Source organism: Virgibacillus sp. W0430, from assembly GCF_051846935.1.
Lineage (GTDB): Bacteria > Bacillota > Bacilli > Bacillales > Amphibacillaceae > JBPYCR01.
Window position 1 is genome coordinate 16,438 of the sequence record NZ_JBPYCS010000006.1, and the last position, 15,827, is coordinate 32,264.

Sequence of the window (15,827 nt, forward strand, 5' to 3'; positions counted from 1 at the left end):
GTACAGGTCCATGTACGCGCACACGCTCGCTATGAGAAATCAAAGCGTGTACGTTTTATTTGTTTATTTATCGTGTAGTTCCTATAGTTGTACGGGATAATCGCCGGTGAAACAGGCGGTGCAAATCCCTTGGTTTATTGTTTTATCTTTAACAATTGCGTTTTCCAAGCCTTCTTGACTTAAAAAAGCTACACTATCTGCTCCAATAATCTCTCTTATTTCTTCAATTGAGTTATTCGCTGCGATAAGCTCTTCTTTCGTCTTCATATCAATTCCGTAATAGCACGGATTCTCAATATGTGGGGAGGCGATTCGGACATGCACTTCCGTCGCTCCCGCTTCTTTGATCATTCGAACAATTCGTTTACACGTTGTTCCCCGGACTATCGAGTCATCAATCATAACGACACGCTTCCCGTGCACGATGCCTCGTACAGGCGTAAGCTTCATTTTAACACCTTGGTCACGCAGCTCTTGCGTCGGCTGGATAAACGTACGACCAATATAGCGATTTTTTATAACGCCCATTTCATATGGCAACCCACTTTCTTCGGCATACCCGATCGCTGCTGAAATACTTGAATCAGGCACTCCTGTTACAACATCCGCTTCAACTGGAGCTTCTTTCGCCAGTTCTATTCCCATTTTTTTACGGGAGGCGTGAACATTAACATGGTTTAAATCACTATCTGGTCTGGACAAGTAGACATATTCCATCCCACAAATTTGACGCGCTTCACGGAAAGCAAACCGATTTGCTTTTATTCCTTCATCGCTAATTGTCAGTAATTCACCTGGGAGCACTTCGCGTTCAAAGGTTGCCCCTACGATGTCAAATGCACACGTTTCTGCAGCGACGACATAAGCATCTCCTAATCGTCCAATAGATAATGGCCGTATGCCTCGCGGGTCAAGCGCAACAAACATTCGATCTTCTTTCAGCATTATAAAAGCGTACGCACCAACAATTTCTTGTAACGCTTCAATAATCGCTTCTTCCGTTATGTCCGTTCCTGTACGTTTAATTAAATGGGCTAAAATTTCTGGATCTGACGTCGTTTGTAAAATACTTCCTTTTGCTTCAAGCTTGCCTCGTAATGTGTGCGCGTTCATAATATTTCCATTATGAGCAATAGCAAAGCTGCCCTTTTGTGATCGGAAAATGAGTGGCTGAACTGCATCGACTTCACTATCTCCTTTTCCTGCATAACGCACATGACCTATTGCTGCACGTCCGCTAAGCTTAGAAAAATCGACCCTTTTAAAAACATCATTTACTAATCCAAGTCCACGATGAAGCTTTAAATTCTCTCCATCACTAATGACTAGTCCTGCACTTTCCTGCCCGCGGTGCTGAAGAGCATGAAGGCCATAATACGTGATTGCTGCTGCCTGTTCGTGTCCCCAAATTCCAAACATCACACATTCCTCTTTTATTTATTTAATTTCAACGCACGTGGAATTGCTTTTCTCCAAGTATCGTTGAGTTGCTGTACATCTTCTTCAATAATTGTTGAATGACGAGCTTTAACAACATATCGACCATCTGAAGTTACACTTCCAATCGCTGTCGCTGCTTCCACCATTTTTTCAAACTGTTCCTGTTTTTCTTCCTTCACTGTAACAATTATTCTAGACTGTGATTCACTAAACAATGCAACCGTTGCATCTCCATCAACATATACTTCCAAGCCGAGTTCATTGGATTCGAATACACTCTCAGCGAGCGCCACAGCTAAGCCACCCTCTGCAATGTCGTGAGCCGACTGTACGATACCTTCTTGAATCGCTTGTAAAAGCTGTTGCAATCTTTTCGCTTCAACCTGTAAGTCAATCTCAGGTGCTTTGCCAGTATACGTACCATCAATTATATTTTGTAATTCACTGCCACCAAATTCTGGTTTCGTCTCTCCAATTAAATAAATAACATCCCCAGGCGCTTGAAAATGATTTGGTGTAATATGTGCAACCGTTTCATGAACACCTACCATACCAATAATCGGTGTAGGGAAAATAGCTTCTCCTTTTGATTGGTTGTACATCGAAACATTTCCACTTATTACTGGCGTTTCAAGAACCTTTGCTGCTTCACTAATTCCATCGATGCTTTTATCCATTTGCCAAAATACTTCGGGATCAGTAGGATTTCCATAATTCAAGCCATCCGTAAGTGCCAAAGGCTTTGCGCCTGAGCAAACGATATTACGTGCAGCTTCCGCAACGGCAATTTTACCGCCTGTTTCCGGATCTAAGTAAATATATCGAGCGTTACAGTCCGTCGTAATAGCAATTGACGTATCCGTGCCTTCTATTTTCACAACAGCCGCATCTGAGCCCGGTGCAACGATCGTATTCCCCTGTGCCTTTGCATCGTATTGCTCATATACCCACTCTTTACTAGCTATTGTCGGCTGCTGTAATAATTGCTTTAGCATCTGTGCATAATCAGCAACTTGCGGAACATTACTTTCCATTTGTTGATAGCTCGCAAAGTAAGCAGCTTCTTTTGTTGGCAAATGATATACAGGAGAATCTTCTGCTAATGCATCGACTGGAATTTCAGCCTGAATTTCGCCATGCTGTTTAATTCGGAACTGTTTTTCTTCGATTACACGCCCAATCGCTGCCGCTTCGATATCATGCTTTTTAAATACAGCGATGATCTCTTCCTCACGCCCCTGTTCAGCAACAAGAAGCATCCGCTCTTGAGATTCTGACAGCATTAATTCATACGCGCTCATATTCTTTTCCCTTTGTGGTACAAGATCTAAATTCATCTCAATACCTGTACCAGCTGCACTCGCCATTTCACTGGCAGAGGATGTTAAACCGGCTGCACCCATATCTTGCATTCCGATCAATGCGTCCGAATGGATAACTTCAAGACAAGCGTCAATTAGTCTTTTTTCAATATGTGGATCACCTATTGCAACGGCTGAAGTGTTCGCTTTTGCGTCTCCTTCTACGACATCAGATGAGAAGGTTGCACCGTGAATGCCATCCTTACCCGTATCTCTTCCCGCATAGATAACTACATTTCCTACACCTGAAGCAATTCCTTTTTGCATGTCTTCATGCTCTAAAAGACCGATGCACATCGCATTAACGAGCGGGTTCTCTTCATAGCAATCGTCAAATTGAATTTCGCCTCCGACCGTTGGTACTTCTAATGTATTTCCGTAATGAGCAATCCCGCGAGCTACTTCCGTTAATAAATGACGGGATCGCTCCGTATTTAAATTGCCGAATCGTAACGAATTCATCAGTGCAATTGGCTTTGCACCCATAGAAAACACATCACGCACAATGCCGCCTACACCCGTTGCAGCCCCTTCAAACGGTTCAACTGCAGATGGACTATTATGACTTTCTAATTTAAAAACGACCGCTTTATTATTACCAATATCGATAACACCAGCACCTTCTCCAGGCCCTTGTAAAACGTGTGGTGCTTTTGTTGGGAACTTCTTCAATAATGGCTTAGACGTCTTATAGCTACAATGCTCCGACCACATGACAGAGAAAATGCCTGTTTCTGTATAATTTGGCAACCGATTTAACACGCGCTTAGCCATTTCGTATTCTTCTGTTGTTAAACCCATTTCCTTGTACAGCTGGTCTCGTTCAATTTGTTCAGGTGTAATGTTCATCATTAAGTAATCGTCCCTTCGTATTTTTGCATCTTTATTCAGCAAGCTACATTTCATTTTCTTTATGCAGACGAAGTCATCTTTATAAAGAATGCGCTAAATGGATTCCACTACTTGTCCAGACCAATCTTAGTAAATATGTGATCAACGTTTTTCAAGTGGTACGTATAGTCAAAACAGTCATCGATCTCGTTTTGTACTAAAGCTTTTTTAATTTCTGCGTTTTCTTCAAGGAGCTGTTTAAAATGCGTCCCTGTCTCCCACGCTTGCATAGCTAACGGCTGTACAATTCCATAAGCAGTCTCCCGTGCCATCCCTTTGTCAATAAGGGCAAGCAGTACACGTTGAGAAAATATTACACCATAGGTTTTGTCGATATTTTTTCTCATGTTTTCTGGAAACACAGTTAACTTTTTCACTACATTCGAAAAGCGATTAAGCATATAATTTAAAGCGATTGTTGCATCTGGTAGAATAATTCGTTCCGCTGATGAATGGGAAATATCTCGCTCATGCCATAACGAAACATTTTCATATGCTGTAACCATATACCCACGAATTACTCGAGCCATACCGCTCATGTTCTCAGATGCAATTGGATTCCGTTTATGCGGCATCGCTGAGGATCCGGTTTGACCTGCAGCAAAAAACTCCTCTACTTCACGTGTCTCTGTCTTTTGCAATCCACGAATTTCCGTTGAAAACTTTTCAATCGATGTTGCGATTAAAGCAAGCACAGACACATAAGCAGCGTGGCGGTCCCGTTGCAATGTTTGGGTAGATACTGGAGCTGGCTTCAGCCCTAAATTTTTGCAAACATATTGTTCTACAAATGGGTCAATGTTTGCATATGTACCAACTGCTCCGGATAATTTCCCGAATTCGACACGATCCGCAGCCTCGTTAAACCGTTCCAAATTACGTTTCATTTCTTCATACCAAAGTGCCATTTTTAAACCGAATGTTGTCGGTTCAGCATGTACACCATGAGTACGGCCCATCATTACCGTATGTTTATGTTCAATTGCTTTTTCTTTTAATATAGTAATAAATCCAGTTAGATCTTTACGAATTATTTCATTTGCTTGCTTTAGCAAATAAGATAAAGCTGTGTCAACTACGTCCGTAGAGGTGAGTCCATAATGTACCCATTTCCGCTCTTCTCCGAGTGATTCAGAAACCGCCCGGGTAAATGCTACTACATCATGTCTCGTTTCTTGCTCTATTTCGTAAATTCGATTTACGTCAAAAGAAGCCTTTTTGCGGAGCGCTTGAACGTCGCTATGTGGAATAACCCCTAGCTCTGACCAAGCTTCACATGCTAAAAGCTCTACTTCAAGCCAAGCGTTATACTTATTTTCTTCCGTCCAAATCGCACCCATTTCCTCACGAGTATATCGACCTATCATCGCATTTCCTCCTTAAATCGGTTTGCTTGTTGCAACACCGCTTTCTCACTATGTCCAATAAATGTTACATGTCCCATTTTTCTTTTGACCTTTGCTTCGTCTTTGCCATATAAATGTACAAACCCTTCCGAACTTCTTTGCAATGCATGTAATACTTGATTCATATTTTCACCAAGAATATTTGTCATTATGGCTGGCTGCAGCAAAGCGATTTGTACTAATGGTAGTCCACAAATCGCACGGATATGCTGTGTGAATTGCGATACATTGCACGCTTCAATCGTGTAGTGACCAGAGTTATGCGGACGTGGAGCCATTTCATTAATATAAATTTGCTCATCCTTCACAAACATTTCAATCGCAAACGTGCCGACCACGTTTATTTTTTTAGCGAGGACGGTTGCTGCTTCCAATGCTTTATCATGTACTGCTTTACTAATTGAAGCAGGAACTGTTGTTTCAAATAAAATATGATCCTTATGTTCATTTTGGGCAATTGGGAAAAATGTAATCTCACCTGTTTGCGCTCTACTAAAGACTACCGATATTTCCTTATCAAATGAAATCCAATGCTCAACGATACATGGGTGTTTTTCTTCGGCAAACAAAATTGCTGCTTGCACATCTTCCGCTGTCGAAATTTTTAATTGACCCTTCCCATCATAACCGCCTCGACACGTTTTAATGACTGCAGGAAAAGGAATGCTTTCCAGTGCATTTTCACACTCTTTTCCACTATGTACAATGCTAAATGGGGGAACAGGTAGATTATTTTCTTTAATTACTCTTTTTTCTTCTGCACGATTTTGCGTAATCTGAAGAGCATACGCTCCCTGTGGAAGCTTCCCTTGCTGTTCAATATAAGCAGCGGCCTCCAAATCAACATTTTCAAATTCATACGTCACAACATCCGCTTTAGCAGTTAGTTGTTTTATCGCTTGCATATCATCATATGCAGCAACAATATGCTCATCCGCAACTTGAGCGGTTGGGCAATTTTTCGCCGGATCTAACACAACGACCGTATACCCCATATATTTCGCAGATATAGTCATCATCCGCCCTAATTGCCCTCCGCCGATTATTCCAATAGTTTTAGGAGGTAATATAACATTACTTTTTTGCAAGCTCGTCCCTCATTTCTGTTACTTTCTGTTTCATTTCATATCGATAGGTTTCCAATTTTTCTGCAATATACCCATCTGTTGCACCTAGTAGTTGAGCAGCATATAATCCTGCATTCGTTGCACCTGCTTTTCCAATCGCCATCGTTGCTACGGGTACACCACCAGGCATTTGGACGATCGATAGAAGTGAATCCATGCCATCAAGTGCTTTGGATTGTACGGGGACACCAATAACCGGCAGCGTCGTTTTCGAAGCGATCATACCTGGCAAATGAGCTGCTCCACCTGCACCAGCAACAATTACTTTTAACCCACGCTCACGAGCCGTTGTCGCATATGCGAACATATCATCCGGTGTGCGGTGAGCTGAAACAACTTCCTTTTCATAGCTTATCCCAAGCTCATCAAGTACTGCACACGTATGCCGCATCGTTTCCCAATCTGAAATACTTCCCATAATAACGCCAACCTGTACCATGTAATCCCTCTTTCCAAATGATCTTTATAAAGATATTTCGAATAAAATAAACGTCTAAAAAAGCCTATTCTCCTCCCTCATAAATGAGAGAAGACGAATAGACTTCTACGTCTGTACGCATGTAAACAATAAAACATAACTTAGAAAACAGAAAAAAGCCAGCATTAGATAATTTATCCATAGTGTAGCTTTTTTCATTTCAATAAATCACATGTTCACAGCGTTCATCTTCCCTCATAGTCCAATATTTACGGTACTGGGTAGAAACTTTCGGGCCATATTCCCAAAAATATATGAGGAGCTTATTCTTTTTTATTTATATTGAAATCTTTGCTAATGTTCATATATCCAACAACCCTATGACTCAACAAGATCGTTTAAAGCATTTATTTCTCATTCCATCTCCTATTGAAGTATACCAAACGAAAGGATTTTTCGTCAATAAAAAATCGAACATTAATTGGGATTCAAGTTTTATTGTTCGGTTTTTCCGCATGATCCTTCGTGCTATCCGACGCACCTGTTGGATCACTATCCTGTATTCCTTTTGTATCCTGTACGTTTTCGGCTGATTCATTCTCTATTTTTTCTGCTGGTTCTATCGATTTATTCTCTTTTTTCTTACGATCGTTCTTCGTAAATAATTTCCCTTTTCGAACTTGCTTTACCCAGAACCCACCATGAATCCGCTTAGGCTCATAAGAAATAATAAATGCTTTTGGGTCAATTTGATTAATTGCTTCGTATAATTTAAGCTCATATTTCCGTGGTGTCAAAATTTGCATCGATAAACGATCTCCTTCCCTTCCATAGGAGGACCAACTCGTCACTCCATATCCTTTCTCTCTTAATATTCTCGTAAAAGCGATATCTGGATTTGAGGAGACCACATTAACAGTTATGTAGCCTAATGCTAACTTTTCTTCAATCTTCGTTCCAACGATTACACCGATACCAAACCCAACTGCATACGCAATAATGTTTTGGATTTGATTCAAATTGTCCAATACTAAGCTTAAGCCGAGTACGTAAATTGTAATTTCGAACATACTTACAATTGCGGCTAAATATCGTTGACCTTTCAGCGTTAAAATCATTCGCATTGTAGAAAAAGAAACGTAAACAATATTAATTATAAGGATAATAGCCACCATAACGAAGGCATTATTCAGCAAATAGCTTCACTCCTAACCGATCATTTTTACTTTCAAGAAAACTAATTTAATTATTTGCACCCTTTCTTAAATATTTCTCCTTGAATAATCGTCTGGAAGTATCGTGTTGATTTTTTAATACATAGGATATTCGCAGTCCAATTGCCGATTAACAAACTGTTGCTTGTCGGAAAAATAATTGGGTTTTCGATTAGCCCATGTAAAATTAAGTCCCCGACACGAGCTAATAGAATATATGAAAATCCAACTGGATAAAAAGGTCGGTGCGACTCCACAGTGCGTAGCATGAAGGTTTCACCATTCGCCCGCGGAAAGCGAGTAGGTTACATGAGCGGAAGTGATAGAAAATCGCTCTTTCTACACTATTTCCCGAATGCCCAAATAATTAACGTTTCACTATATGCTTACCCGAGAATAGGAAGCGCTGATGTGTTCAGTCTACCCAAAATCATCTTCATTTCCCAATCGGAACGATCGCTTCAACGACCCTTTTTCTTCTTTTAAAAATGCTGCTTTTTACGATTAATCAGCTTCTTCCTCGTCATCCTTTTCCTCCGCATCCTCCTCTTCATTTTCGCAAAATAGTAAAGCATGCTAATTCAGATATTCGCTTATTTTATTCTTCATTCGGGCCGAATACACGTTTTTCAATAGAAGAAGACTGGCCACGTAACCTTTTATTTAATGTTCGCTTCCAATTTTCTGCAAGAAGCTCACAGGCTGCAAGCTGTTGTGCTAACCGTAGATCGTCTTTATAAATATGCATAACTTCGTTACAAGCTGCAATTGTCCATTGTGGATATGGTCGATCCAACAGTTCAATATCAATTCGAGAGATAACATGCCCTTCTTCTAATACACGGAAATACCAACCCGTTTTTCCACTGTTTTGAATTCGTAATGCAAAATCTTTAACACGAAAACGACGGGCAGGCTTCCAGCAAGGTTGTCTCGGCTGAGAAACTTGAATGATTGCATCGCCAAATTGATACGTATCCCCAATACATACAGTATACTCATCCATTTCAAGTACGGAAATGTTCTCTCCCATTGCACCGGCATCAATCATCGGTTGTTCTAAATCTTGCTTCCAATACGTATAATGCTTAATTGGATAGGCAAATACAGCCTTTTCTGGACCGCCATGATTTTTCTTGTCAGCCACCTCATCCCCAGAAAAACCATTTTTCCCTAACCAAATTTGCGCTTCTACTTCTGATTTAAACATTCCGCTTTCCCACGGTTTATCCATTGGGTTCCTGGCATTGGGATTGCCCATTTGCTTTACTTTTCCCGTAAAAATTTTATGAACAAACGGTTCTTCCATCGTGCTACCTTCTTTCGCTTTGTGTTATAGTTGAGAAAATGTCTATTTTCATTTTATCTGATATTTTTACTTATTGTAAGCAATGAATCGTTATTAAATAAAAGGAGTGCGAGAATTTGAACAAGAATTTTGAAAAGGCTACTTTTGCAGGAGGGTGCTTTTGGTGCATGGTAAAGCCTTTTGACCAATGGGATGGAATTAAGGAAGTCGTTTCGGGCTATACAGGAGGCACCCTAGAAAACCCAACCTATGAAGATGTGAAGGCTGGTAATTCCGGACACTATGAAGCAGTGCAAATTACATATCAGCCTGAAATTATTTCCTATAAAGAAATTGTCGACATTTTCTGGAAGCAAATTGACCCTACAGATGCCGGTGGCCAATTCCATGATCGAGGTGACTCTTACCGTACAGCCATTTTTTACCATACAGCAGAACAAAAGAAAATCGCTGAAAGTACTAAGAAAGAACTGGAAGAAAGCGGGCGTTTCAATCGACCTATAGTAACGGAAATTTTGCCGGCAGATGTATTTTATCCTGCTGAGGATTATCATCAAGACTATTACAAAAAGGAAAAAGCTGCGTATGAAAAAGACCGAGCAATTTCTGGCAGAGATGATTTTCTACAACAAGTATGGGAATAAGACTTGAATCGACTAGTTATTTTTTAAGAGGCGTTGTGATCTGAACAGCTTCCTGTTAGCTATTTCCAAGCATTTACGTACGGTTTGTCAGTGAGGAGCGAGACGATTGACCAAAAACGAATCATTAATACCATTAAAGATGTTGCTTTTCAGCTTTCATGCAACAAATACAATTATTATTAGCTTTTTGCCATTATATTTAAAATTTAAAGGGCTAACTGGAACAGAAATTGGCTGGGTATTGGCAATTGGACCGCTTGCCTCTATTTTCTCTCAGCCGTTTTGGGGATATATGAGCGATAAATATAAAACGATTAAACGGATGTTGTTCATTTGTGTCATAGGTTTATTAATAAGTAGTATAATTTTTTTCAAAATGAACGGGTTTATTGCCATTTTATGTGTTGGCGCGATTTTTTACTTTTTTTCCTCTCCAGTTGGAGCATTAAGTGATAGCTTGGCGCAACGTAGAGCGTTCGATTTACGCGTTTCATTCGGAACAATCCGAACATGGGGATCTATTGGCTTCGCTTTCTCCTCTCTAGTAGTCGGCTGGGTATTAACATCAATCGGTATTGAACATATGATTTGGCCCTACCTCATTTTTGGGATTGCAATATTATTTATTGTCGTACGATTGACCGATGTAGAGACTGATTCTGACCCAATTCAATTAAAAGACGTCAGTCAACTCGTTAAAAACAAACCTTTCATTCTCTTTTTACTATTTATGATGCTCATTACTATATCACACCGTGCAAATGATAGTTTTATAGGCCTGTATATAACACAGCTTGGCGGAGCAGAGGGGCTCGTCGGTATCGCGTGGTTTGTTGGGGTAGCTAGCGAAGCAGCAGTGTTCGCAACAGCTGGTTTCTGGTTTCGTAAATATCATCCGTTTGTATTTATCGTTCTTGCCGGTGTACTCTATACACTTCGCTGGTTTTTATACGCGGCTGTCGATGCACCGTTTTATATTATTCTGTTACAAGTAACACACGGACTTACATTCGGTATCTTTTACGTGGCATCCTTTGATTACATCACAAGAATTACGCCAAAGCTTCTGCAATCTACTGGGCACCTCGTCTATTATTCTGTATTTTTTGGAATATCGGGAATTATCGGTTCATTAATTGGTGGGGCGTTGATTGATTCCTTTGGAGGGTCGACTTTATATGCTGTCATGGGGGGAATTGCCTTAATTGGTACACTCTGTTTAGCTATATATCACTTTACTTCTTTTAGAAAGAAAAGTGTTCAATTTTAATGAAACAAACGTAATTTTCCTCCTACTTACATGCAAACAGGGCGGTCAAAAATGGTTAAGACGCTTAAAAGAAACTAGCTTTACTCATTTGCACAACAAAAAACGTGCCTATATAAACATGGCACGTTTTTTATTTTCCTTAAAAGATTTTAGCTTAAAAATATAAAGTACAATACAAATATTGCAAACAAGCCGTACATCACGGGATGAATTTCTTTTGCGCGACCTTTTAATATCATCGTAATCGGGTAGAAAATAAAACCGATTGCGATTCCAGTTGCAATGCTATACGTAAGGGGCATTGTTACAATTGTTAGAAATGCAGGAACGGCAATCTCAAATTGATCCCAGTCAATGTCTTTTAAGGTTGTTGACATTAATACTCCAACAATAATTAATGCTGGCGCGGTTACTTCTGCGGTTACAACACTTAGTAAAGGTGAGAAAAATAATGCTAATAAGAAAAAGCAAGCCGTAACGACAGCAGTAAACCCAGAACGCCCTCCAACACCTACACCTGCCGTAGATTCTACGTAGGAAGTTGTAGTGGAAGTACCTACGACCGATCCAACAACGGTAGCCGTGGAATCAGCAAATAATGCCTTCCCTGCGCGCGGAAGTTTGTTATCCTTCATTAATCCAGCTTGCGTAGCTACTGCTACAAGCGTTCCCGCAGTATCAAAAAAGTCCACAAATAAAAATGTTAATATAACGACAAACATTTGCATCGTAAAAATATCGCCAAAATGGGCAAAGGCTTGTCCAAACGTAGGAGCTAAGCTTGGAACTTCCCCAACAATCCCACCAATACCTTGCGGTGGATCAATTAATCCAAAAACCATCCCAGCTATCGAGGTAAGAATCATACCATAAAATATACCACCACGAATATTCAAGCTTAACAGTGACACCGATACTATGATACCGAAAATTGCTAATAAAACGGTCGGCGCCGTTAAGTCCCCAATACCGACCAACGTTGCTTCATTGCCAACGATTATCCCCGCATTTTGAAAACCAATAAATGCAATAAATAGCCCTATACCGGCACCTACTGCCAATTTTAAATTTGGTGGAATCAAATTAATAATTTTTTCCCGTAGACCAGTTAGTGTTAAAACGATAAAAATAAGTCCAGAAGCTAATACACCGGCCAAAGCTGTTTCCCAAGGTATCCCATATCCTAAAACGACAGTATACGCAAAAAATGCATTTAAACCCATTCCAGGTGCAAGCGCAATTGGATACCGAGCGATGATTCCCATGAATAAAGTACCTACTGCAGCAGCAATAGCTGTTGCTGTAAATACTGCACCTTGATCCATTCGTGTTACACCTTCCGGCAGCTCTTCAATACCAACTAGTGACAACGTTGCTGGGTTAACAAAAAGAATATAAGCCATTGCTAAGAAGGTCGTTAATCCTGCCAGAAACTCCGTCTTATAATTTGTTCCTAATTCTTCAAACCGAAAATACTTTTTCAATCGTTGTGTCCTCCTCAAATGATAAATACTATAATTGCAAAATAATTTCGTGGAACTTTAGATGTTCCGTTGCATTTGCTTAAGCTTCCCTATTTGATAGGCTTATTAAACAACAAAAAGCCCCGTAACGATACGGAGCTCTACATACAGAACGCAAAAATAGAAAGATAAAAGCAAAAGGAAAGATTGTCGAAATCTCCTTTTCCCTTGAATCCTCTAATCTGCGTAGTCAGACTATTTACGGTAGTCTGGTAGAAACTCCAGGCCATATTTCCCAGATTATACGCGATCACCTATTACGTTTTCACTTAAGCATAAAACTATCATACATTTTTTTAGCCAACTCGTCAATCACAAATACGAACGTTAATTTATTTCCTGAGTGAATCGTTCGGATTTTACCAATTGTACACGGGACGACCTTTTCCTCGCTAAATTCTTGGCGTCCTTTTTATTCATTTTCATTTTTTGCTAAGAAATGAATTTAGTCCTGATATTTATTTAAACTATTATTACTCTCATGAAACGTGCGGAATTGACTCGGTGAGAAGCTTGTATTTCGCTTAAATGCATTGTAAAAACTAGAGATGCTTTGATACCCAATCTGTGTACTATTAAGTTTCGTAGTTATTAGTAATTTTTCCGCTTTATTTACTCTAACCTTTTCTAAATACATTCGAGGCGTGCACGGCCTCAACTTCTGTAGCCCCTCTATCCGAGTCGCTACAATGATCTTCGGACGCTTGCTATTTCCGCAGGAGTCCGTCGATTTTTCGTTCCAGTCAGCTTAAAGAGGGATAGTATCCTCTTTGCACACACTTCCATGCTGTTTCATTTGCATTGGAGTGTGTTTTTTTATATTTTGTATTGTATTTTGTTTCTACAGATTTTCGCTTGAAATAAAGAGCGTGTTTCGATTCTTATAATTCGTGAAGTTTCTGTACCCATAAGCGAATCGACAAGTGATTTTTTCATCAACGTCATATTTCGTACAACCACAATTATAAAAACGCCATTTGACAGCGAAACCGTTCAAATGGCGTTAACTGTAATTACTTTAATCCTTTACTAAAAGTAAGGAAAGGGACCCTATCTTTATTCATCTAAAAAGTTGCGTGCTAATACGATGTATGTTGATCATTCCCACTCTACTTTCACCATGCATGGTATAGAGCAATATCATTGATTTTAAAGGGTTTTGAAGAAGTATCAATCCATATAAATTGATATAAAAAATTAAAACAATGCAATTTTAATGCAATAAATGCAAATCACTGCTTAGGGTTATCACTAAAATATTTGATATCTTAAACAAGAGACGTTTCATATTGAAGCGTCTTTTTTCATGAGAAAAATTAGTGATAAAAACTTAAAATCTCGTCTTACACTTTTATCATTTCAATAAATATATTTAAAGTCATTTGAATGGTTTTCACCTACAGATGACTTTTTTAGTTTTTGAGATTCGAGGTGAAATATTTGATAGATAACATTTCTAAAAATAATTATAACACAAATTTAAAATTAGGTAGTCTTTTTGATGGAATCGGTGTCTTCCCCCTCTCCGCTTCTCGTTATGGAATTACACCAACATGGGCAAGTGAAATTGAAAAAGTACCTGTATCTATTACAAAACACCACTTTCCTAACATACTCCATCTCGGAGATATTACAAAAATAGATGGTAAAAAAATACCGCCTGTTCATATCATTACCTTTGGTTCACCTTGTCAAAACTTATCAAATATCGGTAAACGAGAAGGATTAGCAGGTAGTCAGTCCAGCTTGTTCTACCATGCAATCCGAATTATCGAGGAAATGAGGTGTGCAACGAATGGAACATATCCAGTTATCGCTGTTTGGGAAAACGTCATGGGAGCTTTTTCATCAAATAACAGGTTGGATTTTAAAGCCGTGTTGGAGTCGTTCACAAATACCGAAATTCCAATGCCTACTTCTGGAGTCTGGGCAAAAGCAGGAATGGTCCGAGGGAATGAAATTGATGTGTGCTGGCGCGTGTTGGATGCCCGATATTGGGGAAAGCCCACACTTCCTCAAAGAAGAAGACGTATCTTCCTCGTGGCAGATTTTGGAGGAACACGTTCCAGAGAAATATTATTTAAAACCCGCAAACTGCAATCATTTTCTGCGTCTTGCGGGGAAGGCAGGACATCCTCCACCGCAGCCAGTCGAAGATCTTTTGAAAAAGCAAGGAGGAAAATACCCGTTGTCCGTCCCTTTCAAGAAAGACGTATGCGAAGTACCGCAAAAGATAAAAACAAATCAGGATTCATTGGAAGTTTCGGACGGACAAATGACCCTTTCCCAACTTTGCTAGCTGGTTCAGTCAATATTTTTTCTTTTTGGTATGAAGGGAAAGAAGATGAAGGTTATATCCGACAACTAACACCATTGGAATGTGAACGTTTAATGGGATTACCAGAGGGCTGGACAGCTTTTGGAATTAATAGTGAAGTCATTAGTGATTATGCGAGATATAAAGCGATTGGAAATGCGATTGCTGTACCATGTGTGGAATATATTATGGCTGGTATTGCAGAAGTTTTATAGATAAATCAACTAACGTGTGTGTGACAAATTCCATCTGTCATGCTTTTTTATTGGCCATATCAATAAGGGAGTGTGGTTCTATTGGAAGAAAATGAAGCAAAGGTGATGGAATGGATTGATGATCATTTTGTTATGAATGAAATTGAGATTGAAGACTTTCCTTTTTTTCCTTATGGGAAATTGATACGTGATGAAAATGGAGAAACAATGGTTGTATTTTGGTGTGTCATTTATGGACGTGTTGATTATCGTCTACAAGAAACATAAGGAGTGATTTGTAAATGTATATGTCTCGTTCTCCTCCCTTCTCTTAGCTTCTGACATTTATGGATAAATAAAAATATAAATTAGAAAAGAGGTAATGAAAGATGGAATTGAAACATGTTATTCCAAACATGGAAAAAACATTTGGAAATTTAGAATACGCTGGAGAAGGCAAAGTTGAACAGCGACGGATTAATGGACGCATGACCACTCTTTCTAGGAGCTATAATCTGTATTCCGATATTCAACGTGCAGATGATGTTGAGGTGATTCTCCCGCAAGAAGCAGGAGAAAAGTTCTTTGAACATGAGGAAAAAGTAAAACTAGTCAATGCAAGGATTACCGCAGAGGGATATAAAATTGGAGAACGGGGTTTCACAAATTACATTTTACATGCAGATGACATGGTAAAAGCATAAGGAGGAAAA

The 15,827-nt window shown here is 39.5% G+C and carries 14 protein-coding genes and 2 riboswitches; of the genes, 5 read left to right on the forward strand and 9 right to left on the reverse strand.

The window, feature by feature from the left end:
- Window positions 1-81 precede the first annotated feature (81 nt).
- The 7 genes from purF to ACLIBH_RS04755 all read right to left on the reverse strand — a co-directional run bounded on the left by purF (window position 82) and on the right by ACLIBH_RS04755 (window position 9,166).
- Window positions 82-1,419 carry an amidophosphoribosyltransferase gene (gene purF, locus ACLIBH_RS04725; protein ID WP_439315547.1) on the reverse strand — a complete coding sequence of 446 codons (1,338 nt, stop codon included), beginning with the start codon at window positions 1,417-1,419 and terminating at the stop codon, window positions 82-84.
- A gap of 14 nt (window positions 1,420-1,433) precedes the next feature.
- A complete protein-coding gene (purL, locus tag ACLIBH_RS04730) occupies window positions 1,434-3,653 on the reverse strand; it encodes a phosphoribosylformylglycinamidine synthase subunit PurL (RefSeq protein WP_439315548.1) in 2,220 nt (739 codons plus the stop codon).
- A 107-nt stretch (window positions 3,654-3,760) separates the two neighbouring features.
- Window positions 3,761-5,059 (reverse strand): adenylosuccinate lyase, encoded by a 1,299-nt coding sequence (gene purB / locus ACLIBH_RS04735; protein WP_439315549.1) that lies wholly within the window; start codon window positions 5,057-5,059, stop codon window positions 3,761-3,763.
- The gene (gene purK / locus ACLIBH_RS04740; RefSeq protein WP_439315550.1) at window positions 5,056-6,186 is read right to left on the reverse strand and encodes a 5-(carboxyamino)imidazole ribonucleotide synthase; all 1,131 of its coding nucleotides are present in this window, start codon (window positions 6,184-6,186) and stop codon (window positions 5,056-5,058) included. Before purK ends, purB begins: the two co-directional genes overlap by 4 nt.
- Window positions 6,173-6,664 carry a 5-(carboxyamino)imidazole ribonucleotide mutase gene (gene purE, locus ACLIBH_RS04745; protein ID WP_439315551.1) on the reverse strand — a complete coding sequence of 164 codons (492 nt, stop codon included), beginning with the start codon at window positions 6,662-6,664 and terminating at the stop codon, window positions 6,173-6,175. Before purE ends, purK begins: the two co-directional genes overlap by 14 nt.
- 217 nt (window positions 6,665-6,881) lie before the next feature.
- A riboswitch (purine riboswitch) is annotated at window positions 6,882-6,981 on the reverse strand.
- Between the two features lie 150 nt (window positions 6,982-7,131).
- Window positions 7,132-7,839 carry a DUF2179 domain-containing protein gene (locus ACLIBH_RS04750; RefSeq protein WP_439315552.1) on the reverse strand — a complete coding sequence of 236 codons (708 nt, stop codon included), beginning with the start codon at window positions 7,837-7,839 and terminating at the stop codon, window positions 7,132-7,134.
- Between the two features lie 616 nt (window positions 7,840-8,455).
- A complete protein-coding gene (locus ACLIBH_RS04755; protein WP_439315553.1) occupies window positions 8,456-9,166 on the reverse strand; it encodes an MOSC domain-containing protein in 711 nt (236 codons plus the stop codon).
- A gap of 116 nt (window positions 9,167-9,282) precedes the next feature.
- Here ACLIBH_RS04755 and msrA point away from each other — a divergent pair, with 116 nt between their 5' ends.
- Together msrA and ACLIBH_RS04765 are read left to right on the forward strand one after the other, a co-directional pair.
- Window positions 9,283-9,810 carry a peptide-methionine (S)-S-oxide reductase MsrA gene (gene msrA, locus ACLIBH_RS04760; RefSeq protein WP_439315554.1) on the forward strand — a complete coding sequence of 176 codons (528 nt, stop codon included), beginning with the start codon at window positions 9,283-9,285 and terminating at the stop codon, window positions 9,808-9,810.
- 106 nt (window positions 9,811-9,916) lie between these two features.
- On the forward strand, window positions 9,917-11,080 hold the full coding sequence (locus tag ACLIBH_RS04765) for an MFS transporter (RefSeq protein ID WP_439315555.1): 1,164 nt from the start codon (window positions 9,917-9,919) through the stop codon (window positions 11,078-11,080).
- 149 nt (window positions 11,081-11,229) lie between these two features.
- Here the strand turns inward: ACLIBH_RS04765 and ACLIBH_RS04770 are convergent, their stop codons facing one another.
- A complete protein-coding gene (locus ACLIBH_RS04770) occupies window positions 11,230-12,564 on the reverse strand; it encodes an NCS2 family permease (protein ID WP_439315556.1) in 1,335 nt (444 codons plus the stop codon).
- 206 nt (window positions 12,565-12,770) lie between these two features.
- Window positions 12,771-12,871: riboswitch (purine riboswitch) on the reverse strand.
- Between the two features lie 177 nt (window positions 12,872-13,048).
- Window positions 13,049-13,261, reverse strand: coding sequence for a helix-turn-helix domain-containing protein (locus ACLIBH_RS04775; protein WP_439315557.1), 213 nt, complete (start codon window positions 13,259-13,261; stop codon window positions 13,049-13,051).
- A gap of 773 nt (window positions 13,262-14,034) precedes the next feature.
- Here ACLIBH_RS04775 and ACLIBH_RS04780 point away from each other — a divergent pair.
- The 3 genes from ACLIBH_RS04780 to ACLIBH_RS04790 all read left to right on the forward strand — a co-directional run bounded on the left by ACLIBH_RS04780 (window position 14,035) and on the right by ACLIBH_RS04790 (window position 15,818).
- Window positions 14,035-15,135 (forward strand): DNA cytosine methyltransferase, encoded by a 1,101-nt coding sequence (locus tag ACLIBH_RS04780; RefSeq protein WP_439315558.1) that lies wholly within the window; start codon window positions 14,035-14,037, stop codon window positions 15,133-15,135.
- A gap of 81 nt (window positions 15,136-15,216) precedes the next feature.
- Window positions 15,217-15,402 carry a hypothetical protein gene (locus ACLIBH_RS04785; RefSeq protein ID WP_439315559.1) on the forward strand — a complete coding sequence of 62 codons (186 nt, stop codon included), beginning with the start codon at window positions 15,217-15,219 and terminating at the stop codon, window positions 15,400-15,402.
- 101 nt (window positions 15,403-15,503) lie between these two features.
- Window positions 15,504-15,818, forward strand: a complete 315-nt coding sequence (locus tag ACLIBH_RS04790; protein WP_101813536.1) for a YdcP family protein — start codon at window positions 15,504-15,506, stop codon at window positions 15,816-15,818.
- Window positions 15,819-15,827: the final 9 nt, after the last annotated feature.

Bases quoted from the DNA above. Each gene is read 5' to 3' on its own strand.
- purL (WP_439315548.1), bottom strand. From the start codon at position 3,653: ATGATGAACATTACACCTGAACAAATTGAACGAGACCAGCTGTACAAG.
- purE (WP_439315551.1), bottom strand. From the start codon at position 6,664: ATGGTACAGGTTGGCGTTATTATGGGAAGTATTTCAGATTGGGAAACG.
- purB (WP_439315549.1), bottom strand. From the start codon at position 5,059: ATGATAGGTCGATATACTCGTGAGGAAATGGGTGCGATTTGGACGGAA.
- purF (WP_439315547.1), bottom strand. From the start codon at position 1,419: ATGTTTGGAATTTGGGGACACGAACAGGCAGCAGCAATCACGTATTAT.
- ACLIBH_RS04755 (WP_439315553.1), bottom strand. From the start codon at position 9,166: ATGGAAGAACCGTTTGTTCATAAAATTTTTACGGGAAAAGTAAAGCAA.
- ACLIBH_RS04790 (WP_101813536.1), top strand. From the start codon at position 15,504: ATGGAATTGAAACATGTTATTCCAAACATGGAAAAAACATTTGGAAAT.